At 44.5% G+C, this 22,637-nt stretch carries 14 protein-coding genes; 10 read left to right on the top strand and 4 right to left on the bottom strand.

Annotated features, from left to right (window positions below; genetic code table 11):
• Positions 1–191: 191 nt before the first annotated feature.
• The 4 genes from DDR33_RS05275 to DDR33_RS05260 are packed head-to-tail and all read left to right on the top strand — an operon-like array spanning position 192 to position 8,723.
• A complete protein-coding gene (locus DDR33_RS05275; RefSeq protein WP_109414718.1) occupies positions 192–2,855 on the top strand; it encodes an outer membrane beta-barrel protein in 2,664 nt (887 codons plus the stop codon).
• 34 nt (positions 2,856–2,889) lie between these two features.
• On the top strand, positions 2,890–3,738 hold the full coding sequence (locus DDR33_RS05270; protein ID WP_109414717.1) for an SdiA-regulated domain-containing protein: 849 nt from the start codon (positions 2,890–2,892) through the stop codon (positions 3,736–3,738).
• 59 nt (positions 3,739–3,797) lie between these two features.
• Positions 3,798–6,131, top strand: coding sequence for a GAF domain-containing protein (locus DDR33_RS05265; protein ID WP_109414716.1), 2,334 nt, complete (start codon positions 3,798–3,800; stop codon positions 6,129–6,131).
• A 15-nt stretch (positions 6,132–6,146) separates the two neighbouring features.
• On the top strand, positions 6,147–8,723 hold the full coding sequence (locus DDR33_RS05260; protein ID WP_238387677.1) for a BamA/TamA family outer membrane protein: 2,577 nt from the start codon (positions 6,147–6,149) through the stop codon (positions 8,721–8,723).
• Between the two features lie 30 nt (positions 8,724–8,753).
• On the opposite strand, the gene DDR33_RS05255 is transcribed toward DDR33_RS05260, so the two are convergent.
• On the bottom strand, positions 8,754–10,358 hold the full coding sequence (locus tag DDR33_RS05255) for an alpha-amylase family glycosyl hydrolase (RefSeq protein ID WP_109414840.1): 1,605 nt from the start codon (positions 10,356–10,358) through the stop codon (positions 8,754–8,756).
• Positions 10,359–10,465: 107 nt separating this feature from the next.
• On the opposite strand from DDR33_RS05255, the gene DDR33_RS05250 reads away from it, so the two are divergent.
• Positions 10,466–11,482 carry an SDR family oxidoreductase gene (locus tag DDR33_RS05250; protein ID WP_109414839.1) on the top strand — a complete coding sequence of 339 codons (1,017 nt, stop codon included), beginning with the start codon at positions 10,466–10,468 and terminating at the stop codon, positions 11,480–11,482.
• 136 nt (positions 11,483–11,618) lie between these two features.
• On the opposite strand, the gene DDR33_RS05245 is transcribed toward DDR33_RS05250, so the two are convergent.
• Entirely contained in the window at positions 11,619–12,299 is a 681-nt protein-coding gene (locus DDR33_RS05245; protein WP_238387676.1) for a DUF481 domain-containing protein, read from the bottom strand.
• Between the two features lie 46 nt (positions 12,300–12,345).
• The gene (locus DDR33_RS05240; RefSeq protein WP_109414713.1) at positions 12,346–12,711 is read right to left on the bottom strand and encodes a hypothetical protein; all 366 of its coding nucleotides are present in this window, start codon (positions 12,709–12,711) and stop codon (positions 12,346–12,348) included.
• Positions 12,712–12,965: 254 nt separating this feature from the next.
• Between DDR33_RS05240 and DDR33_RS05235 the strand changes: the two genes are divergently transcribed.
• Together DDR33_RS05235 and DDR33_RS05230 are read left to right on the top strand one after the other, a co-directional pair.
• Complete coding sequence (locus DDR33_RS05235; RefSeq protein WP_238387675.1) at positions 12,966–13,778, top strand: alpha/beta hydrolase; 813 nt, start codon at positions 12,966–12,968, stop codon at positions 13,776–13,778.
• 27 nt (positions 13,779–13,805) lie between these two features.
• Positions 13,806–15,005 (top strand): copper amine oxidase, encoded by a 1,200-nt coding sequence (locus tag DDR33_RS05230; protein WP_109414712.1) that lies wholly within the window; start codon positions 13,806–13,808, stop codon positions 15,003–15,005.
• A 50-nt stretch (positions 15,006–15,055) separates the two neighbouring features.
• Here DDR33_RS05230 and DDR33_RS05225 read toward each other — a convergent pair whose 3' ends face one another.
• On the bottom strand, positions 15,056–16,276 hold the full coding sequence (locus tag DDR33_RS05225) for an ROK family transcriptional regulator (protein ID WP_109414711.1): 1,221 nt from the start codon (positions 16,274–16,276) through the stop codon (positions 15,056–15,058).
• A 542-nt stretch (positions 16,277–16,818) separates the two neighbouring features.
• Here DDR33_RS05225 and DDR33_RS05220 point away from each other — a divergent pair.
• The 3 genes from DDR33_RS05220 to DDR33_RS05210 form a co-directional block, all read left to right on the top strand.
• Entirely contained in the window at positions 16,819–19,902 is a 3,084-nt protein-coding gene (locus tag DDR33_RS05220) for a SusC/RagA family TonB-linked outer membrane protein (RefSeq protein ID WP_109414710.1), read from the top strand.
• 4 nt (positions 19,903–19,906) lie between these two features.
• Positions 19,907–21,595, top strand: coding sequence for a RagB/SusD family nutrient uptake outer membrane protein (locus DDR33_RS05215; protein WP_109414709.1), 1,689 nt, complete (start codon positions 19,907–19,909; stop codon positions 21,593–21,595).
• A gap of 32 nt (positions 21,596–21,627) precedes the next feature.
• A partial coding sequence (locus DDR33_RS05210) for a phosphodiester glycosidase family protein (RefSeq protein ID WP_146198706.1) occupies positions 21,628–22,637 on the top strand: 1,010 nt, incomplete at its 3' end.

Genomic DNA, 22,637 nt, shown 5'->3' with positions numbered 1-22,637 from the left:
GAAATTACGGGATACTAAATCGCTGCGGAAGATTGAAACGGATTAAGAGACCTGAACAATACACCTTTAAATTGCCGGGTATTTATACCTTTCTTTAATGAATTTATAATGATCGGCTGATACAGGCGTTTATACTGTTGACTCATTCTTTTTCCCGGCACTGCGTATGCAGTCCGCTTAAATATATTTAAATGAAGGCGTCGGTCGCGTTGTTTATTTTTTTGCTTTTCACAGGTTGTCTGTACGCCCAGGGCCGTTATGAGGTGAGGGGGGTATTACGGGACACAATGGGGACGGGAATAGGAGGGGCGACTGTTAAGCTGACATCTTCATCGGATACCATTGTAGTAAGGACTTCAGATGAAGGGGAGTTCATTCTGGCAGGTATTACTTCTCTGAATTTTCTTCTCACCGTCTCCAATCTGGGTTACCAGACATTAGAAAAAGATTATACGCTGGATGGCAGCAAATACCTGGTTGTACTGGACACATTACAGCTTTTGCCTCAATCCTACGAGCTGGATCCGATCTCGATACTGGCGAGGAGGGCAATCATTATAAAAAAAGATACAATAGAATATCGTGCCCGAAGCTATCTTATCCGCGAAAATGCGTTTACTATTGATCTGCTGAAGAAACTACCGGGCATCAATATAAACAGGGAAGGCAACCTGATAGCCCAGGGAAAGATCGTAACGAGAGTTAAAGTTAACGGGAGAGACTTTTTCGGCGGGGATGTTGAGACCGCTATCCGGAACATTCCGGCGAATCTGATTGAAAAGATCCAGGTCATAGACGATTATGGAGATAAGGCCAGGCTGACCGGGGGAACAGACGGCGGATATCAGAAGATCATCAACATTAAAACCTGGGCGAACCTCAGAAAGGGGTATTTCGGAAATGCTTCGGCGGGAGAAGGTACGGAAGGCCGGTATCAGCTTTCGGGGATGGGGAATTATTTTAATAATAACCGGGAAACAGCATTTTACGGGAATATGAACAATAATAACGCCCGCATGCCGGGAGCCGAATACGAGATAAACTCTGTGAATAACGGGCTGTCAACCGTAACAGCAGCAGGGTTTAATTACAGGGAAAAATATGATAAGAATTTTAGCTCGTATGGTAATTACGGCTTTTCGAAGACCATTAACAGGCTGTTTTCAGAAACCTTCAGGACGAATATTTACCCTGATAACAGGCTTATCCTGAATACAGATACGACCAACAGCAGAAACACCGGCTACGGACATCATTTTCAATGGACTTTGGAGTACGAGGATAGCCTGAATTTCGTGCAGGTTACGCCGTTCTTTTCGATGAATAAAAAAGATGGACGAAGTAAGTCGATGCTTCGTCAGAATAAACAGGTTTATTCTTTTATAACAGACAGCCTGAACCAGGAGTCAGTTGAAGATGCCTATTCTTCTTCACCCGGAATAGGCGCACGCGTTGTCGCGAACCATAAATTCGGTAAAACGGGCAGAAACGTTTTTGCTGAGATATCTTTAAAGAACGGAAGCAATACAGCTCAGGAAAATGTGAACGCTTTTGTGCTGTATTATGATAATGCCGGGAACCTTAACAGAGACTCAGTACAGCGGCAGTTCCTCAAAGATGAAAATGAAAATTTCAGTGCAAGCGGCCGCATTTCCTATATTGAACCTGTTACGAAGAATTCCCGGGTTGAAGTCGCATACGCTTTTGGTTATTCGGAATATACAAATGATCGTGAAACTCTTAACTTCTTCATGAGGAAAATAGATTCACTTAGCAACAGGTATTCTTACTCGTTTACTACCAATACGATCAATCTTCTTTTTAGACATAACGGGAATAAGCATGCTTATACGGTTGGCGTGAGTGTACAGCCAAACCTTCTTGCCGGAGAGTCGGTCGGCAAGAGCATCCGGATCAACAGGCGGGGCTTAAACATTGTTCCCGAAGTTAATTATAGCTATCTCCTGTCGGCAGAAAGGTCATTTAATGTAAACTATTCAGCAAGCAGTAATCCTCCTTCTTATCTTCAGCTTCAGCCTGTTACGGATATTTCCAATCCTCAGTATCCGGTAAGGGGGAATCCGTCTCTCAAATCGGAGTTGTGGCATAACTTTGAGATCGGGTATAATAATTTTTCTGCCGAGACCGGCAAAACATTCTTTGCCGGCCTTAACGGGACCCTCATACAGGATCAGGTGGTATCTAATACACTCCTCAGGATTAAAGAGGATAATGTTATTTCTCAGGAGACGGCATTTGAAAACCTCGATGGCAGCTTTATGCTAGGGGGTGTTTACAATCTGTCACTGCCTTTTAAAGAGAGAAAATATGTTCTCGATCTGAATGGGTCGGTCAGCTATAACCATTATGTATCTTTAAGTAATTCGGAAAAGCTGAGCGCCAGGAACCTGATAGCTTCCCAGGCTGTGAGAATGCAGATCAATCCAAATGAGCAGATAGAATTTTACCCTTCTGTTATTTACACTTATAACCGTAACCGGTATTCAATTGATGAATACAGTAAAGCTCAGCTTTCCACCTGGTCGCTTGGAGCAAGCAGCAAAGTGTACCTGTTACCCACAATCGTTTTAGGGCTTGAAGCTGACAAGAATTTTAACAAAGGTTTCGCAGGAATGGGAAAAACCAATCCGTTTATTTTAAATACATTCATTGAAAAACAGTTCTTGAAGGGAAAGAAAGCTGCTTTCAGGTTCTCCGCCTTTGATATTCTTGATCAGAACACCAGCGTCATGAGAACAATTCAGAACAATGCAACCCTCGATAACAGGAGCAACAGGCTTGGCCGGTATTTCATGCTTTTGTTTAAGCTAAATCTTAATAAATTTGAGGCTTGAGGCATACACTAAAGCTTGTCTCTCTTTCTGATATATGAATAAGGCAAAATCATTACTGGCCTGTCTGGTAATCGCAGTATTGACAGCATGTGCTCAAAAACAGAAACAGTATCATAGCCCGGACGGTTACGACCTGGCACATCCGGTAGTCTACCAGATGCCCGGACGATTACTCGAGATTTCCGGAATATGTTTTGATAAAGGGGATCCGTCTGTGATTTACGCAGAGCAGGATGAAGCAGGCGTTCTTTTTCTCTATCATCCGGAAAGTAAGAAGGTTGATGAAATAAAGTTCGGCAAAAAGGGGGATTATGAGGACATCGCTTTTTTCAAGGGAACGATATATGTGTTAAGGAGTGACGGTGTACTCTTTTCTTTCAGGCTGGAAGCAGGAAACCGTGTGTCCGGATTAAATGAATGGACAGGAATTCTGCCTAAAGGAGAATATGAAGGCTTATTTGCTGATGAAAAAAGTGGACTTTTATTTGCCCTCTGTAAGGACTGTTCTATTGATAAGAATGGGAGCGCGACGGGATATAAGCTTAAACCTGGCAGGGATGGAAAGCCGGTTATATCCGGAACGTTTCACATGGGCCTGCCTGAAGATCACCCTGGACGTCAGGGTAAGAAGTTTAAGCTAAAGCCTTCTGCGCTCGCCAGGCATCCTGTTTCGGGTGACTGGTTCGTGCTTTCTTCCGTAAATAAAATGCTCCTGGTGGCAGACAGCAATTTTAAAACAAAGAAAACATACAATTTAAAGCCTCATCTTTTCCTGCAGCCGGAGGGTATTGCATTCGACAGAGACAATAACCTCTACATATCGAATGAGGGAGATAAGGCAAAGCCGGGCACCATACTGAAGTTTAATTACCGCTCAAAATAAGCCCGGCCGGATTATTCTGGCAACAAAAACAAACCGGAGGGGTTAATAGTAAAAATCGCATGCAAACGAAGCTTCTTCACATTCAGGAAAAACCGCTGCCCGACATAGTGGAGGCTGTTTTGACATTCAAAAGTTTTACGGAATACCTGAGACAGAAAACCTCAGAGGAGAAGACTATCAAAAAACAATTTAATCAGTATGTTCTTGATTTGTTTGAAAAAGAGCCTGCTTTTACTGGTATAATAGGTGAGGACGAGGCAGCCGGAAGGCAGGATCTTCTTGAACTGGTTTATGCCTCTCTCACCCCCGGAATTTCTGATGAGAAAGAATTGCTTTGGGCACTGAGCAACGCTGTGCCGAAGAATATTTTTTATTGCACTGACGCTTTTGCTGCTTTTAGCAAAAGTATAAGCTTAAATGATCAGGCTACCTTTCAAAAGAATGTCAATGTAACGAAAACGCATAAATACGAATACGTGTATTCAATGATTATGAGAAAGTTCTATGGATTTAATATAGACGTGAAGAGTGAGATGATCTACACGTATTCTGATCCTTCTACTTCTCTCAACCGGTACTTCAGGATAGACGCAGATACACGTTTTGTAGATATAAAGCTTAAAGGTAAATTGCCGGAACTGAACCTGTCTGATCTGGAACCTTACTTGCAGGAAACAGATGACATCGAGCTTATTACCAGGCTTGTGCCGCTTGATCTGTTCAGGTTTGAGGGATTCTCCGTGATCACTTTTACCGATTTTACAGCAAAATATTCAATTGACAGCATCCGGAATGCAATTTTAGGGCACTCTGCTAACAGTAAAGAACTCCACACGAAGGTGATTGATTCGTTGAAAACACTGGCAGGGGATAATCAGATTGAATTTGGCCTTTTACCCTTTCTGAAACTTAACGGCCGGCCGGTATTTGAAAGTAACAACTGCTCTCAAAGTCTTCTCATGCAAAGTGCATGGCAGGAGGAGGCGGGGAAAACATTCGATCTGCTCATTGACCAGTATCTCGAAAGCCCAAGAACGCTTTTTTTTGGAGTGCTGGATGAGGAGAAGGTGGCTCAGTTCCCTTTTCTGAAGAAGCTCTTTGACGATCATGTGATGTCTTACGCCATTATCCCGATTTATTACAATATGCATCTGGCTGGTATAATGGAGATATATTCCCGTCAGCGTGTGATTCCGTTTGAAGAAACCTTGTCGGCCATTGAACCAGCTTTTACTTTGATCGGCCAGTTATTGCAGAACTGTTCGGACGAATTTAATTCCAGGATTGAAAGTGTGATCAAGCGGAAGTTTACGTCGCTTCAGCCTTCAGTACAGTGGAAGTTCAATGAAGCTGCCTGGAATTACCTCAAGCTTAAGCGAATGGTGGGAGAAAAGCACGAAATTGAAACCATTACGTTCAATCATGTATATCCATTATATGGAGCGGTGGATATCCGTGAATCAACTGTGGAACGGAACCGTGCATTCAGGGAAGACAGTACATCACTTCTCCAGGCTCTTCAGAAGGCATTGATAACACTAAAAAAACAGCACCATCTGACCTTGATTGATGAACTGGTCTATCAATGCGGCAAGTGGCTCAACCGTGTAAGTGATAACATCACAACCAATGATGAAATATTGCTTTCGCAGTTTTTCGAACGGGATGTTGAACCGTTTCTTGCTCATTTTAAGACCGCTTATCCCGGTACGTCAGATCTGCTCCGGGAATACGAAGCCGCTACAGATGAAAGTTGGGGAACAGGATTTGCACGCCGGAGAGACCTTGAGGCTTCCATTCGGCTTATTAACGTCAGTGTCAATAATTACCTGGATCAGGTTCAGGCTGAATTGCAGGAATCATATCCCTGCTATTTCGAGAAATTCAGAACAGACGGCGTGGAATATGATATTTATATCGGGCAGTCGATTGCTCCGCATCACCCTTTCAATCTTTTGTATCTCAAAAATCTGAGATTGTGGCAGCTCAGATCAATGGCTGAACTGGCCAGGTTGACTAATTCGCTGTTGACGCAGACTCCGATCCCGCTTCAAACCACCCAGTTGATTTTTGTACATACTACGCCTATTGATATCAGCTTCAGAAATGATGAAAGGCGGTTTGATGTGGAAGGCGCTTATAATATCCGGTATGAGATCATCAAGAAACGAATAGATAAAGTAAGTATTAAAGGCAGCTCAGAGCGCCTTACACAACCCGGCAAGATAGCTCTTGTTTACTTTAACGACCGCGAAATGGAAGAGTATCTGCAGTTTATTTCTTATCTTCAGGAACAGGGATATCTCGGTAAACCGATAGAATTCCTTGAGCTTGACGAGCTGCAGGGAGTATCGGGCTTAAAAGCGATCAGGGTTTCCGTTCTTTTTAATTGATATTAACTTATGCCTGTGAATAATCTGTTTTATAGTATTTTCCTTATAATTGGCTTTACCTTATATGCAACATTGTCCACCGGACAGGTGAAAACCGGAACATCCGACAGTATCACCGTTGCTATTGAACCGGGATACGACAGGGTGAGCAGTTCACACCGTTTTTGGCTTGGAGAGAATTACAGGAAATTATGGGCTACGCCGGTTAAAATGCGGATACTTGATATCGGGAAGGAAAAGGGCGGTTTAAGCGTAGTGAAAATCGGAGGGGGGATGCAAACCCGGTCTCTCAGACTGAGAGATGCTTCAGGCAGAGAATGGGTACTAAGGACAATTCAAAAATATCCCGAGAGGGGATTGCCGGAAAATCTGCGGCCGACCATAGCAAAAGACATCTTACAGGACCAGGTATCGACGGGGCATCCTTATGGCGCCCTTGTGGTTCCCCTTTTGGCTGAAGCATTGAGTTTGCCTCACGCTAACCCGGAAGTAGTTTACGTTGCAGATGATCCCGGACTCGGAGAATACCGGAAGGATTTTGCTAATGCAGTTTATTTGTTTGAAGAGAGAACCCCTGACGAGGCGGATAAGACGGACAACACGGATAAAGTGCAAAGAAAGACGGAAAAGGACAATGATGTCAGGGTCAATCAGAAACTGGTGCTTAGAGCCCGCTTGCTCGATTTTTTGGTGGGCGACTGGGACCGGCATGAAGATAACTGGCGCTGGCTCCCGGATAAATCAAAAGGAGAAACGGTTTATTCTCCCGTCCCAAGAGACAGAGATAAAGTATTTTATAAAACTACCGGGGTTTTTCCATGGATATTGTCACATCAGTGGTTAAAATCAAATTTGCAGCCCTATGGGGAAGAGATCCGGGATGTTAAAGGATGGAACTATAATGCAAGGTATTTCGATCGTTACTTCCTGAATTCTCTTGATGAAGAAGACTGGAAAGCAGAGTCAGATTTTGTTAAAAGAACCATAACTGACCAATTGGTAGAAGCGGCAGTTCGCCTGATGCCCGACACCATCTACAGGCAGAACGGAAAGGAACTTGAGAAAATATTCAAAGCTCGCCGTGATAACCTGGAGGCTATGGCCCTCGATTATTACCGGTTTCTGGCCCTGACAGTAGACATTCCGCTTTCGGCTTCAGGCGAGTTAATATATCTTAGCTATACAGAAGGGGGGGGCACCGGCCTTTCTGTTTTCAACAGGAAAAAGAATGGTTCCGGGGGGCGGCTTCTTTATAAACGTGTTTTCACGCCGTCCCTGACAAAGGAGATCAGGATCTATGGAATAGGCGGGGATGATGTATTTCACGTTGAGGGAAACAATGTCTCGAAGATCCGGGTCAGGCTTATAGGGGGAACTGAGACCGACAGCTTTTACGTAAATAAAGATGTAAAGAACAAACACAGGATATATATTTATGATAATCCATCCCACGCGAATATTGCTGCTGCCGGCCGGCCGGTCAAATTACGCTTATCGGAGGATAGCCTCGTAAATTCTTTTAACAGGAAAAGTTTTAAGTACGACCGCTTTGGCCCGATGGCAATGGTCAATTATAATATTGACCAGGGTATCCAGTTACGGGCTGGAATTATCTATGAAAAACAGGGCTTCAGGAAAGAGCCCTTCGCCGTTAAACACGAGATATGGGGAAATTATTCAACCGGAAGAAACTCTTATATTATAAATTACGAGGGACAGTTTACAGGCATTGCCGGTAAAAATGACCTTAGTGTTCATGTTGATTCCTGGGGTCCCAATAATGTGTCGAATTTCTTCGGGCTGGGGAATGAAACCGCCTTCATAAGAGATGAGGGGCGGGGTATGAGCTATTACAGGAACAGGTACGATTATATAAAGACATCTGTAAGGCTGAACCGCAATCTGACTCCCCAACTAAGAGTGAATGCCGGTATCGGGGGGGAGTTCTATTTCAGCCAGCGGAGTGATAACGGCATGAGGTTTTTTAATGACTTTAACCAGTCAAATCCGGCAGAGGAGGTTTTCGCCGACCGGGCGTTTGCCGGACCTGTAGCGGGGCTTAAATATGATACCCGGAATGATGCATCTGCTCCGTCCTCAGGCATCTTATGGAATACTAATTTTACCGCAAAAAGACAACTGAACGGCGATGCCAGCTATGGCAGGATTGAGTCAGAATTTAACGTGTACTTTAACCTTGCCGATTCCAATCTGGTCGTGGCGAACAGGGCAGGAGGTGGAACAACCTTCGGAAGCCCTGCATTCTTTCAGAGGATGCAGCTTGGCGGAGTGAGGAGTCTAAGGGGATTCCATACAAACCGCTTTACAGGAAAAAGTATGGTATATCACAACATCGATCTGCGTTTGAAGTTATTTCATTTTACCTCCTGGCTTTTGCCTGGATCGGTAGGCATGATCGGATTTCATGATATGGGGCGTGTGTGGATGACCGGTGAAAAATCAGAGAAATGGCATCATGGATACGGAGGAGGAATATACATTGTGCCCGCAGAGCTGATCGTGATCCAGGGGGCCGTTGGATTTTCAAGAGAAGGGTCCCTTCCTTATATTTCTATAGGTTACAGCTTTTGAGCTGGCATAATAAGTCGGGGGGAGGCGAACTTAATCCAGACGTACAATGATTCCCTCGTCCCCGCTCAGGCTGATTCTTTCATTGACACGCTGTCCTTCGGATTCAGGCGATGTGGCTATGTCAATTACCCCGCTAAGTGGTGTTTTGCTCGTGAAGTAGCAAGGGCGATGGCTGAGATTCAGGATTATCAGAAACGCAGGCTGGTTTTCTTCCTGCCTGATATATGCCATTGCCTGCGTATCTGCATACACAGGACGGTATGAGCCGGTCAGCAACGAGGGCTCTTTTTGCCTGAATGCAATAAGTCTTTTATAAAAGAATAACATTGAGTAGAGATCGCCTGCCTGTTGTTTTTCTACATTTTCCCTTGGATATGCTTTATCCAGGCGAAGCCAGGGTGTTCCTTCTGTAAATCCGGCATTTGTATCACTGCTCCATTGCATAGGAGTTCGTGCCGGGTCTCTGCTCAGGTTTTTATCCGGCATATTGAGTCCCTGCGGGTCCTGAACTTCATCAAAAGGAATCGGCACATCCCGCATTCCTGCTTCATCACCATAATAAAGTGTCGGCGTTCCCCTGAGCGTAAGCAGGAGCATTGCTGCTACGCGCGCCTGCTGAATTCCCACTCTGCTGGCAATCCGGGGCCGGTCGTGATTCCCCAGCACCCAATTGGGCCATCCTCCGGCAGGAAGCGCACCCTCATACTGATCAATAGCCGCCGCAATTTTTTGTGCATCCCAGGGGAGATCGATCAGGAGGAAGTTGAAAGGAAGATGCGCTTCTTTATTATCTTCTCCATAATACAACATCAGTTTCTGGATGGGAAGATAGATCTCTCCGATCATTAGACGCTCATCGTATTCATCCAGGACAGCACGCATCTTGCGGATAATGTGATGTACCTCCGGCTGATCTGTAGAATACACCGGCAGCAGCTGATCATACGTTGGCAGATGAGGCTGATAGTCCGGATTTACAGGGTTGTCCCGTAACTCCTTGTCTTTGATCATATGCCAGATCACATCTACACGGAAGCCATCAACTCCTTTATCCAGCCAGAACCGCATCGCATCGAACATCGCTTCCTGTACTTCCGGATTCCGCCAGTTTAGGTCCGGTTGCTCTTTCAGGAACCCGTGATAATAATATTGCCGGGTTGTCTCATCCCATTCCCATCCGCTGCCACCGAATACGCTGAGCCAGTTGTTAGGCACGGCCCCATCAGGCCCGGCGTCCTCCCAGATATACCAGTCGCGCTTCGGATTGGTTCGTGAAGAACGGGATTCAAGAAACCAGGGATGTTTATCAGATGTGTGATTCGGGACAAAGTCAAGAATCAGCTTCATTCCCCGCGCATGTACTTCGTCCAGGAGCTTGTCAAAGTCATCCAGCGAACCAAACAAAGGGTGTATACCGGTATAGTCAGAAATGTCGTACCCGAAGTCGGCCATCGGTGAAGGATAAATAGGAGACAGCCAGACCGTATTGATGCCCAGCCACTGAAGATAATCAAGCCTTTGAAGGATGCCGTGCAGGTCGCCTACGCCATCTCCGTTACTGTCCTGGTAAGAACGGGGATATATCTGATAAATAACAGCGGTGTGCCACCAAAGAAATCGTTTATCCTCCTGCATTTTCCTGCTTTTGTTTATTAAAGGATTTTCTAAGTTGTTTTGTTTAACTAAAGTAGATTTTGCGGTTTGGCGCAAATATTGTTCTGATCGTGGCTCAGCTGAAAACTATGAATAAACATACTAATATTGAAAACAAAGAGGACATAAGAGGGAAGACTGTAGTGGTTACAGGAGCTTCAGGTGGTGCCGGCAGGGCAATAGCAGTTGAGTTTGCCAGGTATGGCGCCAGACTGGTACTGGCCGGCAGGCGTGATTTTGCTTTGGAGGAGGTCGTCGAAGAATGTAATCAGAACGGCGCTCAGGCAGCTATTTGCGTTGTGACCGATGTGACCGATGCTGAAGCCGTTGTGGTGCTTGCGAAAACAGCATTTGAGGTCTATGATAAAATAGACGTATGGGTTAATAATGCTGGTGTGCTTTCTGCCGGCTCCTTTACCGATACCCCTGTCGATGTGATTGATCAGGTGATCAGAACCAACCTCATGGGATATATACACGGTGCCCATGCAGTTCTTCCGTATTTCAAAGAACAAGGTTACGGCATCCTGATTAACAATATTTCAGTCGGAGGGTGGTTCCCGGTACCTTATGCAACGGGCTATTCTGCCAGCAAGTTCGGCTTGCGCGGATTTTCTGAAGCATTGAGAGGTGAACTGATGCAATGGCCCGGTATTCATGTCTGTGATGCATTCCCCGCATTCCTGGATACCCCGGGGATCAGGCACGCAGCGAACTTTACCGGCAGGTATCTGAAACCGGCACCTCCGGTTTATGATCCGAAAGACCTGGCTGAAGCAATAGTTCGTCTCGCAAAGCATCCCAGGCCTTCAGTAACCGTAGGGAGTATGTCCACCTTTCTGAGATTATCACATTTCTTATTTCCGTCGATTTCAAGGGGGATTACTGCAAAAGTGATCGAGAGCTATCTGAAAGTTGCAGATGAAGTTCCACTGACGAATGGTAACTTATTCAGGCCGCTTAAGTTCGGATCGGGAGTTTACGGAGGCTGGAGCAGGTTTACTCCTCCCTCGCGTAAAAAAATTGCACTCTCTTTATTGCTGGTCGGAGGAGCCGCTTTACTTCTCTCTCAAACATCGGGTCTTATGAGAAGATCAGGTTCCTGATTTCCTCTTCCTGACCAGGATGAGAACAAATATTCCTGCGGCAGTAAGAATAACTTTCATTAGCATGGAGCTAAGATAACCTATTTAGGGATAAGACCTGATATCAACCGGGTGGGAGCCTGTTCTGGCAGGCTCCTTAAAAATAACGTTCCACAGTTAGTCCGTAACTTAATAATGAATTCCTGCGTTCAGTGCGGTTTATCTTGTTGTAATTATAATTGGTGGTTAAACTAAGCCATTTCATTAGTTTAAAAGAAAGACTCGTGTTGGATCTGAGAATGTAATCCTCTTTTTCCTTCAGGGAGTTTTGAAGGAACCCTGACCCATCGAATATAATCATATTTTGGATGTTAAACCTGATCAGGAGACGGAGTGAATTACGGAAGGTATGATATCTGTCGGGAATCGTATCATTCAGTAAGAGATCACTCTTGTCATAGAGAATGCCGTTGCTTAGGTTAATAAGGGTGTTTTTTTTGTCGACTAAATTATAGGCAATACCCGCTCCTGCCAGCAGCTGGTTGTTTATTTTCAGGGAGTAGCTGGTATTGTAATTAGCCAGTCCCCAGTAGAAAAAGTGAGGAAATGTTTTGTACAGGTTAAAGTCGAGAGAAGAAGAGAAATCGTTATTGGTTAGCTTTTGATCCTGTTTGCCGTACATCCAGCTATTAGTGGCATTCAGAGAAATGCTTTTTTTTCTTACACTGAATTTTACTGCATTGTTTAACAGGTAAGAGTCACCGTCATTAGTTTTGTTGGCCGTACCGGAAGATGCGTATCCTAAATAGTAAAATGTGCTGTCTGTAAACTGGGCCATTGAGTCGTAATGGCAAATTATCAGAAATAGAAAAAGGGTGATGATCCTAAACATGTTGCATTTCCTTGTTTTGTGTAAGCAGGGGTACCACGATACTTGTGATCCCAAGTGTTAAAAATGCCTTCAGTGCTTTTCTGTTTTTTGAGAATCCAAATAACCTGGGTGCAGTTAGGAGAAATATTCCAAGGGCAATATCCGTCATCAGGTGCATCTTAAAAGGAGTGATCTTAGCAATTCCCCATTCAGCTCTTGCCGAAAGTGCAGATGCCAGTACTGAAGCAGCGACTATCCTGGATATCTTTGTTGCTTTTTTCTCTTCTTTGAATCCGAATAATTCAGGAGCGAAGGCTGAAAGTGGAATATAACTGTACTCTGCAACGCCGTGTCCGGCTCTTGAAATGGGCTTTTTCATAGATAATAGTATATAAAGTAATAACTGATTGATCTGATTGAGGTTTTAGGGAATTTCACTTGCTTAAATCTGGTATATAAGTTTTTAAAAAATATTTAAAAGTTAAAGTTGTTTTGTAAAAATATATCTTATCTTGCGATCTGATAAAGGCCTGGTATAAAGGAAAAAATAAGGTGGGATTCCCTCGCGGTGGAGGCGGGTTTCAAAAGCCAGGTGTTTGTTGCATGAACGCGAACTACTAAAACGATGAAAGAATGTCGCTAAGAATGAAGATTGTTTTTGCGCAGCTGTTGTTTTGCTGTTTTTATGCATCGGCGCAGGATGTCCGTATTATTAATTCTGCGAACCTGAAGTGTAATGACACGGTTTGGGTATTTAAGCCGTCAGACTTTAATACTAAAAAAGAATATGCAGCAGTATTCCTTCTGCATGGTCATTCCGCGAATTACGCCTCGTGGAGTAAGTTGGCTGATCTGCAAAAGCTTTCTGATAAATATCAGTTTATAATTATCTGTCCGGATGGACTGAAAAAAAGCTGGTATATCAATTCCCCCGGCAATAAAGGGTGGCAATATGAAACGTTCTTTATGAGTGAGTTGATTCCACAGATGAAGGAAGCCTATCATATAGATCAGGGGAAAATGTTTATCACCGGTGCCAGTATGGGGGGACACGGAGCGATGTGGTTGTTTCTACGTCACCCTGACGTGTTTCTGAGTGCAGGCAGCACCTCTGGTGTGCTCAACCTGCGGTATTCGGGGTTCAGAAAGACAACTATTGCTGATATACTCGGTGCTTACAGTGATGATAATAAGGCTTTTGACGACTATTCTGTGGTAAATCATCTGTCTGAAATAGCTGGTCTGAATAAGCAGCTTATTTTTGACTCGGGAACGGAAGATTATCTGTATATCACAAGCCGGAAGTTCAGGGAGAAATGTGACGAGCTTAAAATAAAAGCAACCTATATAGCACAGCCAGGCGGACACACAGGAGGATACTGGTCTAAAAGTATCCTGGCCCACTTTAGTTTTTTTGCAGGGCTGGCTGGCAATAAAAATGACTAGGATTATATAACACACAACTATTGTAAAATGAAAATTGAGCTGAAAAAAGTGAGACAATTGTCCTTACTAGCGGCAGGCGTATTTGCCGGCTTACTTAACCAGGCAGGGGCACAAATCAGGGGTGCCGGACAGGAGGCGACTATTCTAAGCGCTAAACAGGGCACTGTAATCGAACTGCCTGGATTCCTTACCGAGAAAATGCCTCTCATTAATTATGAAAAAGTGGTATTGCCGGGCCCCCAGTATATTATTTCTGATGATCCTGAGTACATACGGGAACCGGAAGCTGTAGCTCTTAAGGAAGCTGTGATGCCCGGGGCTGTACGGTTGTATGTTTACAATGTCAATGGCATAAAGGAACCCGAAGAGATCGACAGAAAGATCACTGCTGTAATAAAAAATACCGGCTCTTCAGATATGCATATCAGGATGCTGAAATACTCTTCCCAGAAACCGAGCAGTAATTATTTCCAGATAGGGAAGCAGGGATTAGCTGACTATTTTGCCTCAAAGGGCGAAAGCGTTATTCGTACTGTGAAACCCGGGCAGGTTATTGCCATAGATGAGAAATTAGAGAAGAACATCGTAAAATACAATGAACTGGTGCATGGCTTTTATGAGTTTGTCATTGATCAGCCCGCAGAGGTTGCAGTGGTTCAGACTGCTCCTTCAACTCCGGGGCCTGAAGCCTTTAAAAAGCTGAAAACGGTTATCTCCAGCCGTCATAGCAATGCCGGGAGAGGTTTGTTTGGTGTAAGCAATTATCAGGTTTTTACCGAAGGTGTATTTGATACGAAAAACGGAGTTGCCCAGGTTATGCTTGCTGATGGAAAAAACGATCCCTGGGTAGAAGGAAGAGACGCAAGTACTGGTAAACGCGCTAAACTCGCAGGAAACTACGGCGTGATGTATAATATCGAGATGAAATGGAAAAGCACGGATGGAAAAGGTTTAGCCCTGCTGACATGGAATTCCCGCTCAGCCGATAATAAATGGTGTAACGGTATGGCTGCAAGTATGGTTGTGAGCCAGGGTAAATTTAAGGAAGGGATTGTTAAATTGCCGTCGGACCGCTTGATTACAAAGGGAGCTCCTGAAGCGATCCTGATACAGGTGTTCCCTCCGGCTGGCAATGGTGAAGAGCAAACCATCCGGCTTACGTATTCTCCTCCGGGAGCGTCATGTTTGCCGACACCGCTTATCTTTGTACCGGTAGATATAAAATAAAAAAAGCCCGTCAGGGCTTTTCTTATTTTATATCTGCGTCTATTATGCTCTTAATGTAAGTCCAGCATCCTGTTCCTTACGAGAAGGCAGGCTCCTATAACTCCCGCCTTTTCTCCAAGTTCCGATACTTTAAGCTGGGTGTCGCTGTTAACCAGGCTTAAAGAATACTTGTTAATAGAACTTTTAATGGGAAGCCTGATATATTCGCCGGTAGTGGAGAGGCTGCCGCCTAAAATGACGAGCTCGGGATTGAAAATGTTTATCAGCAACGCTATTCCCCGTCCGAGCTTTTCCCCTATTTCGGCGAGAAGGTCAATTGCAAGAACATCATCGCTATTGGCAGCTTCTATAATATGCTGTAACTGTATTTTTTCAGGATCAATATTGTTGTTTGTGACAACAGTAGAGGATCCGGAACGGATCTTCTCCTTAAAGATCCTGGATAGGGCCCAGCCCGACGCTTCCGTTTCCAGGCACCCTTTCTTTCCGCAATGGCATATGATCTCATTGTTGAATAGAGGAATGTGTCCGAATTCACCGGCGAAGCCCGATTTGCCGTAATACAGCTGGCTGTTGATCATGATCCCCATACCGAGTCCGTAGTCAAGGTTAAGAAAGAGCACGTTCTTCTCTTGCCTGACTGCGCCCGCACTGAATTCGCCGAAGGCCATTGCCCTCGAATCGTTTTCCAGGAAGGTCTTTAACCCAAGCGCCGACTCAATCACCTTACTTAGCGGCTCCTCGTTAAAGTGAAAGAAACTATAGCTATATCCTGTCGAATAGTTTATCCGGCCCGACAGATTTATCCCGGCGCCGAGGATTTTATCTTTCGGGACTGATGATTCCCTGATGAAATTTTTGATCAGGCGGCATAATTCTTTAAGTGATTCGGGGCTGTTACTGAGTTTGTAAGGCTCATTCTCTTTTATTTTGACAATACGCTTTTGCAGATCCGTAAGCCCGATATTAATATGATCCTGTTTTACATCTACCCCCAGGAAGAATACCGATTCCGGAACAAGGCCATACATATTAGGTTTACGCCCCCCTGTAGAATCAATTTTACCAAAATCTTTGACCAGGCCTTCCTGCATCAGGTCCAGTATCAGATTGTTAACCTTTGGCGCACTCAGATTAAGTTCTTTGCACAGATCGGCAATAGTACAGCTGCCCGCTGTCGCAAAATAAGATATAATGGCTTTTTTAAGGTTTGCATTTTTAAAGGCAACTCCTGAGATGCTATCGTCATTGAGTTCTTCAAAGAAAGTCATTTTGCTTTTTTAGGTAAATATGCAAAAAAAGATGAAGTTTTTATAAAAATTTAAAAATAGCACAACGAATAACGAGTAGTGATTTTTAATTGGTGTTTATCTCTTCTTTTGTATTTTTTTAAATAACTATCGAATATTTAAACTTAAAAATTAATATTTACTTGTTTTTTCTGTATAAATTCTGTTATTTGCTTTTGTTTTATTGGTTTTTATAAGAAAAGTCAGTATTTATTTGGATTTTTACATTATTTGGGTTCTGTATTTTTGTTTTTTCAATTAAAAGCTTCTTTTTCTTAGGAATGACTCCTGGGTGTAGTTGATAAGTCAAGTCCTTAATTGTTTAGGTGGCTTAAGCGCGTATGATACTCTTTTATTTACTTTATAAAAAAAATTAATAATTATTGCTATGTTGTATAATTTTTTCTATTTTAGTCCTATGCTAACTAATGGTAAGCCTTCGCTGGTTTATGACCCAAAGACAATGTGTGATATGTCAGATCAGAAAAAAAGATACCACGATATAACTTTTTAGACAACTAACTATGACAGGACTATTTACTCAAACCAAGAGGTACGCTCTCTTAATGACACTTCTGTTCTCTTTTCTGGCTTCAATAACAGCGATTGGGCAGACAAAATTAGTCAAAGGAAGGGTTACAGATGCCGGCGGAGAGGCCTTGCCGGGTGTTTCCGTATTAGTAAAAGGCGCCAAAACGGGTACCACCACCGATAATCAGGGGAGGTTCAGTCTGAACGTCTCCGGTGGCGCTACACTTGTATTTACTTTCATCGGATTTCAAACTGCTGAAATAAAAGTACAAGCAGCAGCAGAATTGAATGTTGTGTTAAAGGAGGTAAGTTCTCAACTGAATGAAGTAGTTGTGGTAGGATATGGTACGCAGAAAAAAGTAAATCTTACCGGTAGTGTTTCAGTCGTTGGGGGAGAAGAGATGGCCAAGCGCCCTGTTGCTTCTGCATCTATGGCACTTCAGGGAATTGCGCCCGGGGTGACGGTTACGCAGGCGTCAGGATTGCCGGGGAGTGATCAGGGGACTATCCGGATCAGGGGGATCGGATCGTTCAGGGCCGGTCAGGACCCGCTTGTACTGATTGACAATATAGAAATGAGTCTGGATGCGATAGATCCCAATAATATTGAAACAATATCGGTGCTGAAAGATGCAGCTGCTGCGGCGATATATGGATCGAGGGCTGCCAACGGAGTGGTACTCATCACAACAAAGCGCGGAAAGAAAGATGCTACCACCGTACAGTACACCAGTTACCTGGCAAAACAGGAAGCGGGTAATTTCCCCAATAAGGTGACCGCGGTGGAACATATGCAGTATCTTAATATGGCTCGGCAGAATATAGGGCAGGCTGCCGGTTTCAGTGAAAGCCTTATAAATGATTATATCAATCTAGGTGCCGACAATTTTGAACGCTTCGATACGGATTGGATAGACCAGGTGCTCAGCAACAACGGCGTCATGCAAAACCATAACTTATCCCTCTCGGCCGGCACAGACAAGATAAAAATGTATGCCTCGGGTAGTTTTCTCGATCAGAACGGCATCACCGAGAATACGAAAATGAAGCGGTATGACCTTCGGTTTAATACCGATGTCGCACTGGCAAAGAATTTGCAGGCATCTATGGATCTGACCTTGAACAAACAGGACAGGAACTGGCCTGGGGGAGCTTCCCCCAATTTTATCATTTCTCAGGCTATCGGGCTGCCAGCCAACCAGCCCGGCGTTTTCAACTCCGGGGAATATGGGGAAGGCTGGGCTAACAGAAATCCAATTGCGCTTGCCCGGTCTTCCGGTTTTGATAATCGTGTGACGAACACGCGCGTAATTGCCGGATCGTTAAAATATACTCCTGTAAAAGGGCTTGAGCTTTTGGCAACCTACAATTCCAATAGTTTTAATTTAAGGAACCGCAAGTTGATCAAACAATACCAGGTGTACACCGCAGATGTGGTGAATAATGCGCTTGTTCCGTCTGTTCTATATCCGGCAAATAATTCTTTGTCAGATGTTATTACGGAGAATACCCGTGATATGTTCAGAACGCAGGCCACTTATACCCGTTCTTTCGGCAAGCATAATGTCTCTCTTCTTGGAGGGTTTAGTACAGAAAATCTGAAGATCTCCGGAATCGGTGGCAGCACTGTCATCAATCTCGATCCCGGTAAACCCTACTTAACCAATGGCGATATGTCGCAAGTCGGCCTTTTAGGAGAGGAAAACAGGTTTAAGATGGCATCCGTCTATAGCCGGATTAACTATAACTATGATGAAAAGTACTTAATTGAAGCAAACGGAAGATGGGATGCAACTTCCAGGTTTTTGCAGGACAACTGGTGGGGCTTGTTTCCTTCAGTTTCGGCGGGGTACCGCATCTCCCAGGAAGGTTTTTGGGAAAGTATAAAGCCTGTTGTTAACGAAGCAAAGATAAGAGCATCTTATGGATCACTTGGAAATCAGAATATCCAGGATGATAGCGGAGTTCCTTTGTATTATCCGGCATATTCCGCCTATGGAACTAATTACCCGTATTATTTTAACAATGAAATAAATAATGGCTATGCTGTCAGTCAGGCTGCGTATGCCGGTATAAAGTGGGAAACTTCTACGCAGTTTGATATTGGAATAGATCTTGGATTTTTGAAGAACCGTTTGTCGGTTACAGCCGACTATTATCGCCGGGATATCAAAGACATGCTTCAGAACATTCCCATTCCCTCATATGTCGGTCTTTCTGCCCCTTATATTAATGCGGGCAGCATGCGCAATACAGGCTGGGAACTAACAGCAGGCTGGAAAGATAACATAAATGATTTCAGGTACCAGGTGCAGCTGACACTGTCTGACGTGAAGAATAAAGCAATCGATTTGAATGGTCAGGAGTATTTAAGCGGACTGCTGATATCAAGGGAGGGGTATCCGCTGAACTCTTATTATGGCTATGTTGCTGATGGTTTATATCAAACTGATCAGGAAGTTACAAGCGGACCCAGCAGATGGAATAGCGTGACAAAGGCGGGTGATATCCGGTATAAGGATATCAGCGGTCCCAACGGGCAGCCTGATGGTGTAATCGATAATTATGACCGCGCTATTCTTGGAAATTCTTTCCCCCGTTATGAGTACAGTGCTAACTTTACTGCTCAATGGAAAGGATTTGACCTGACAGCTTTTTTTCAGGGTGTTGGTAAGAAAGACAATTATCTGTCGGGTACCGGTTCACAGGCATTTTTCTCGGGACAGTTCCAGGGCACCATGTTCGATTACATGAAGGATTTCTGGACACCGGAAAATCCGGGGGCTTCCTATCCGCGCCTCACTATTAATAATACTTCTCATAACTACGATAATTCTTCTTACTGGATCAGATCAGGCGCTTATTTAAGACTCAAGAATCTGGTAGTGGGATACACCTTACCTAAGAGCATCACAAGCCGTGCGAAAATCGGCCTGGTGCGATTTTATGTAAGCGGACAGAACCTGTTCACCTGGGATAGTTTCTATCCGGGATTTGATCCTGAAATTAATAACAGTAATGGCGAATTCTACCCCATTATGAAAACGTACACATTTGGCTTAAACGTAAACTTTTAAGGTTATGAAGAAGATATTTTATTTCGCAGCTCTCATTGGCAGTCTTATCTTTTCTTCCTGCCAGAAATTTCTTGAAGAATCACCGGTGTCTGAACCTACAACAGGTTCCTTTCTCAGGACAGAGGCCGAGATGGACGTGGCTCTGACCGGAGTGTATAACTCCGTAAACTGGAATAGCGGTTCAATTCCCTACCAGATTAACTTTGATAACTGGACGGATATCGGTGTACTCCGTCTTGCCAGTACAGCTGAAGGCGCTTACGATGCAAGTCATGGAAGCCTTTCAACGATATGGACCTTCGCTTATACAACCATCCAGCGCGCCAATACGATGATCAGCGGGATGGAAGCCGGTAAATCAGCGGTTGCACAGACTGTCTACAACAGGTTACAGGCAGAGGCGAGGGTTTTGCGTGCCTTTTCCTATTATCATCTGGTGTTTATGTTTGGAGATGTGCCTTTGTTCAGTCAGCCGCTCCTGTACGAAGATTATTATAGTCAGACAAAATCGTCAAAAGCAGATATTATAGCTTTCCTGTACAAAGAACTGGATGAATCTGCGGGCTACCTCGACTGGTCTGTGTCAGACAGGGGCAGGCTGAACAAAGCGGTTGCACTCGGACTTAAAGCCAGGATTGCTTTATACAACGGCGACTTTGCCGTGGCAGCAGAGGCGGCAAAGTCTGTGATGGATCATGCCGGGCTTAGTCTTAACCCTCAATTCGGTGCACTTTTCACAAGGAGCGGGCAGAATGCTAATTCAGGAAAAGAGATCATGTTTGAACTGATGTATTCGGATGCTGCGCAAAGTTCCATCAATTACATTCCGCTCGGGCAGGGGTCAAGGAACCTTGGAGGCCAGTCAGGACGCTTCCCCTCTCAAAGGCTGGTGGATAATTTTGAAGCAACCGATGGAAAGAGAATTGACGAATCTTCTGTTTATGATCCTGCTAAACCATCAGAGAATCGTGACAAGCGCTTAAAATACACCGTTGTCATGCAGGGAGATACGATTACACAGAACAATGCAAAGGCAATCTTTGATATGTATCATACCAGTACTCTGTTCCTGAATGGCGGCAGATGGGTATCTCAGACAAATAATGACTTTTCAAATGCTTACGGCCCTGTTAAAAATGGCGTTGGCTACCTGTGGGCGAAATATACGTTTAACGACGAGAATATCACCATTGCCAGGGTGAGCTGGATATTTATGCGGTATGCGGAGATCTTGCTTACTTATGCAGAGGCTAAGACCGAGCTCAATCAGATTGACAATTCTGTTACGGATGCGGTCAACAAACTTCGCAAGCGTGCGGGGCTTCCGGATGTAGAACAAAGCATAAGCTCAGATCAGAATAAGATGCGGCAGTTAATAAGGCGGGAGCGTACTTCGGAACTTGCTCTTGAAGGTTTCAGGTGGTTTGATATCCGCCGGTGGAAAATTGCAGAATATGTGATGCCCGGGAAGGTCTACGGTGCTTCGAAAACGGCAGGTAATATCGCGGCAACTCCCGATTTCAAAACAAGCACCATTAAAGATCTGAACAATATAGCTGATTATTCTTCTTCTGATGCAGTAAGGTTCAGCCGGGATAACCGGAACTTCGAACCGCGGCATTATATCTTTCCAATTCCTCAAAGCGAACTGGACCGGGCGAAGACCCTTACTCAAAACGAGTTATGGCGATAAACTGAGAAAAGCTTCATCTTAAAATTCTATACATGTCAAGGTTTTTTAAACAAACTTCAGCTATGCTTTTGCTCATAGCAATGGCAATCTACGGATGCTCCGATGACGATAAAACGGTCATAGAGTATCCGGTATTTCCGGTGCCTGTAATTGATTCCACGCCATTGGTGGCATTACCCGCATACTGGCATAAAGCAGATACATTCATGCGCGGGTTTCCCAACGGGATACAGGTTTACCGCACTACGACCAGCTTTATGAACAAGAGAATGAATGCTTACTGTGTGGTCTTTAATCCAAAAACACGGGTTGAATTTAAGCCTAAGCTGACAACTGTGTTAAAGAAACCGAGTGCCGTGTATGCAGAAGAACCCGGTAACAGGTTTGCATGTATAAATGGTGGATTCTTTTCTTCAGCAAGTTCCCTGAGCCTGGTGCAGTATAATGGTACTATCAGTTCGGCTAATGTAAAGTCTCTCAACAGGACATACAACGGGAAGAGTACCGCTTACTACCCAACCCGTGGTGCGTTCGGGATATCGGCTGATGGGGTTCCTTCGGTTAGCTGGGTATATAATGTCGGCACCGGCAATGGTACGGTATATTCCTACCCGTCTCCGAGCCCTAATTTACTGAATACCGCTCCGCAGGCTGTGCCTTCGGCTGCTTTTCCGGCGGGAGGGAGCCCTTGGGCAGTTATAAGCGCGATAGGAGGATCTCCGGTTTTAATTAAGGATGGTGAAATCAATATTACGAGTGCCGAGGAATTGATTGAAGTCGATAACACTTCGTCAAGAGCCAGGTCAGCTATAGGTTACACCGCAAACGGGATGGTCGTATTGCTGGCAGTGGAAGGTAACAACCCGAACGGTGGCGCCGGTCTTTCCCTCGCTGAGCTTGCGCAGCTGATGAAAGAAATGGGTTGTGTAGGAGCATTGAATCTTGATGGCGGAGGTTCTACCTCCATGACGGTAAACGGAAAGCTTACAGTGCAGCCTTCTGATGCAGCGGGTGAAAGAGCCGTGATCAGCACCATCATATT

The sequence above is a fragment of the Pararcticibacter amylolyticus genome (genome assembly GCF_003130405.1).
Classification (GTDB): Bacteria; Bacteroidota; Bacteroidia; order Sphingobacteriales; family Sphingobacteriaceae; genus Arcticibacter; species Arcticibacter amylolyticus.
Note: the sequence above shows the minus strand (reverse complement) of the source record. Positions and strands in the feature narration are given on the sequence as shown.

Bases quoted from the DNA above. Each gene is read 5' to 3' on its own strand.
- DDR33_RS05215 (WP_109414709.1), top strand. From the start codon at position 19,907: ATGAAGAAGATATTTTATTTCGCAGCTCTCATTGGCAGTCTTATCTTT.
- DDR33_RS05230 (WP_109414712.1), top strand. From the start codon at position 13,806: ATGAAAATTGAGCTGAAAAAAGTGAGACAATTGTCCTTACTAGCGGCA.
- DDR33_RS05245 (WP_238387676.1), bottom strand. From the start codon at position 12,299: ATGGCCCAGTTTACAGACAGCACATTTTACTATTTAGGATACGCATCT.
- DDR33_RS05265 (WP_109414716.1), top strand. From the start codon at position 3,798: ATGCAAACGAAGCTTCTTCACATTCAGGAAAAACCGCTGCCCGACATA.
- DDR33_RS05220 (WP_109414710.1), top strand. From the start codon at position 16,819: ATGACAGGACTATTTACTCAAACCAAGAGGTACGCTCTCTTAATGACA.
- DDR33_RS05240 (WP_109414713.1), bottom strand. From the start codon at position 12,711: ATGAAAAAGCCCATTTCAAGAGCCGGACACGGCGTTGCAGAGTACAGT.
- DDR33_RS05270 (WP_109414717.1), top strand. From the start codon at position 2,890: ATGAATAAGGCAAAATCATTACTGGCCTGTCTGGTAATCGCAGTATTG.
- DDR33_RS05275 (WP_109414718.1), top strand. From the start codon at position 192: ATGAAGGCGTCGGTCGCGTTGTTTATTTTTTTGCTTTTCACAGGTTGT.
- DDR33_RS05255 (WP_109414840.1), bottom strand. From the start codon at position 10,358: ATGCAGGAGGATAAACGATTTCTTTGGTGGCACACCGCTGTTATTTAT.
- DDR33_RS05235 (WP_238387675.1), top strand. From the start codon at position 12,966: ATGTCGCTAAGAATGAAGATTGTTTTTGCGCAGCTGTTGTTTTGCTGT.
- DDR33_RS05250 (WP_109414839.1), top strand. From the start codon at position 10,466: ATGAATAAACATACTAATATTGAAAACAAAGAGGACATAAGAGGGAAG.
- DDR33_RS05225 (WP_109414711.1), bottom strand. From the start codon at position 16,276: ATGACTTTCTTTGAAGAACTCAATGACGATAGCATCTCAGGAGTTGCC.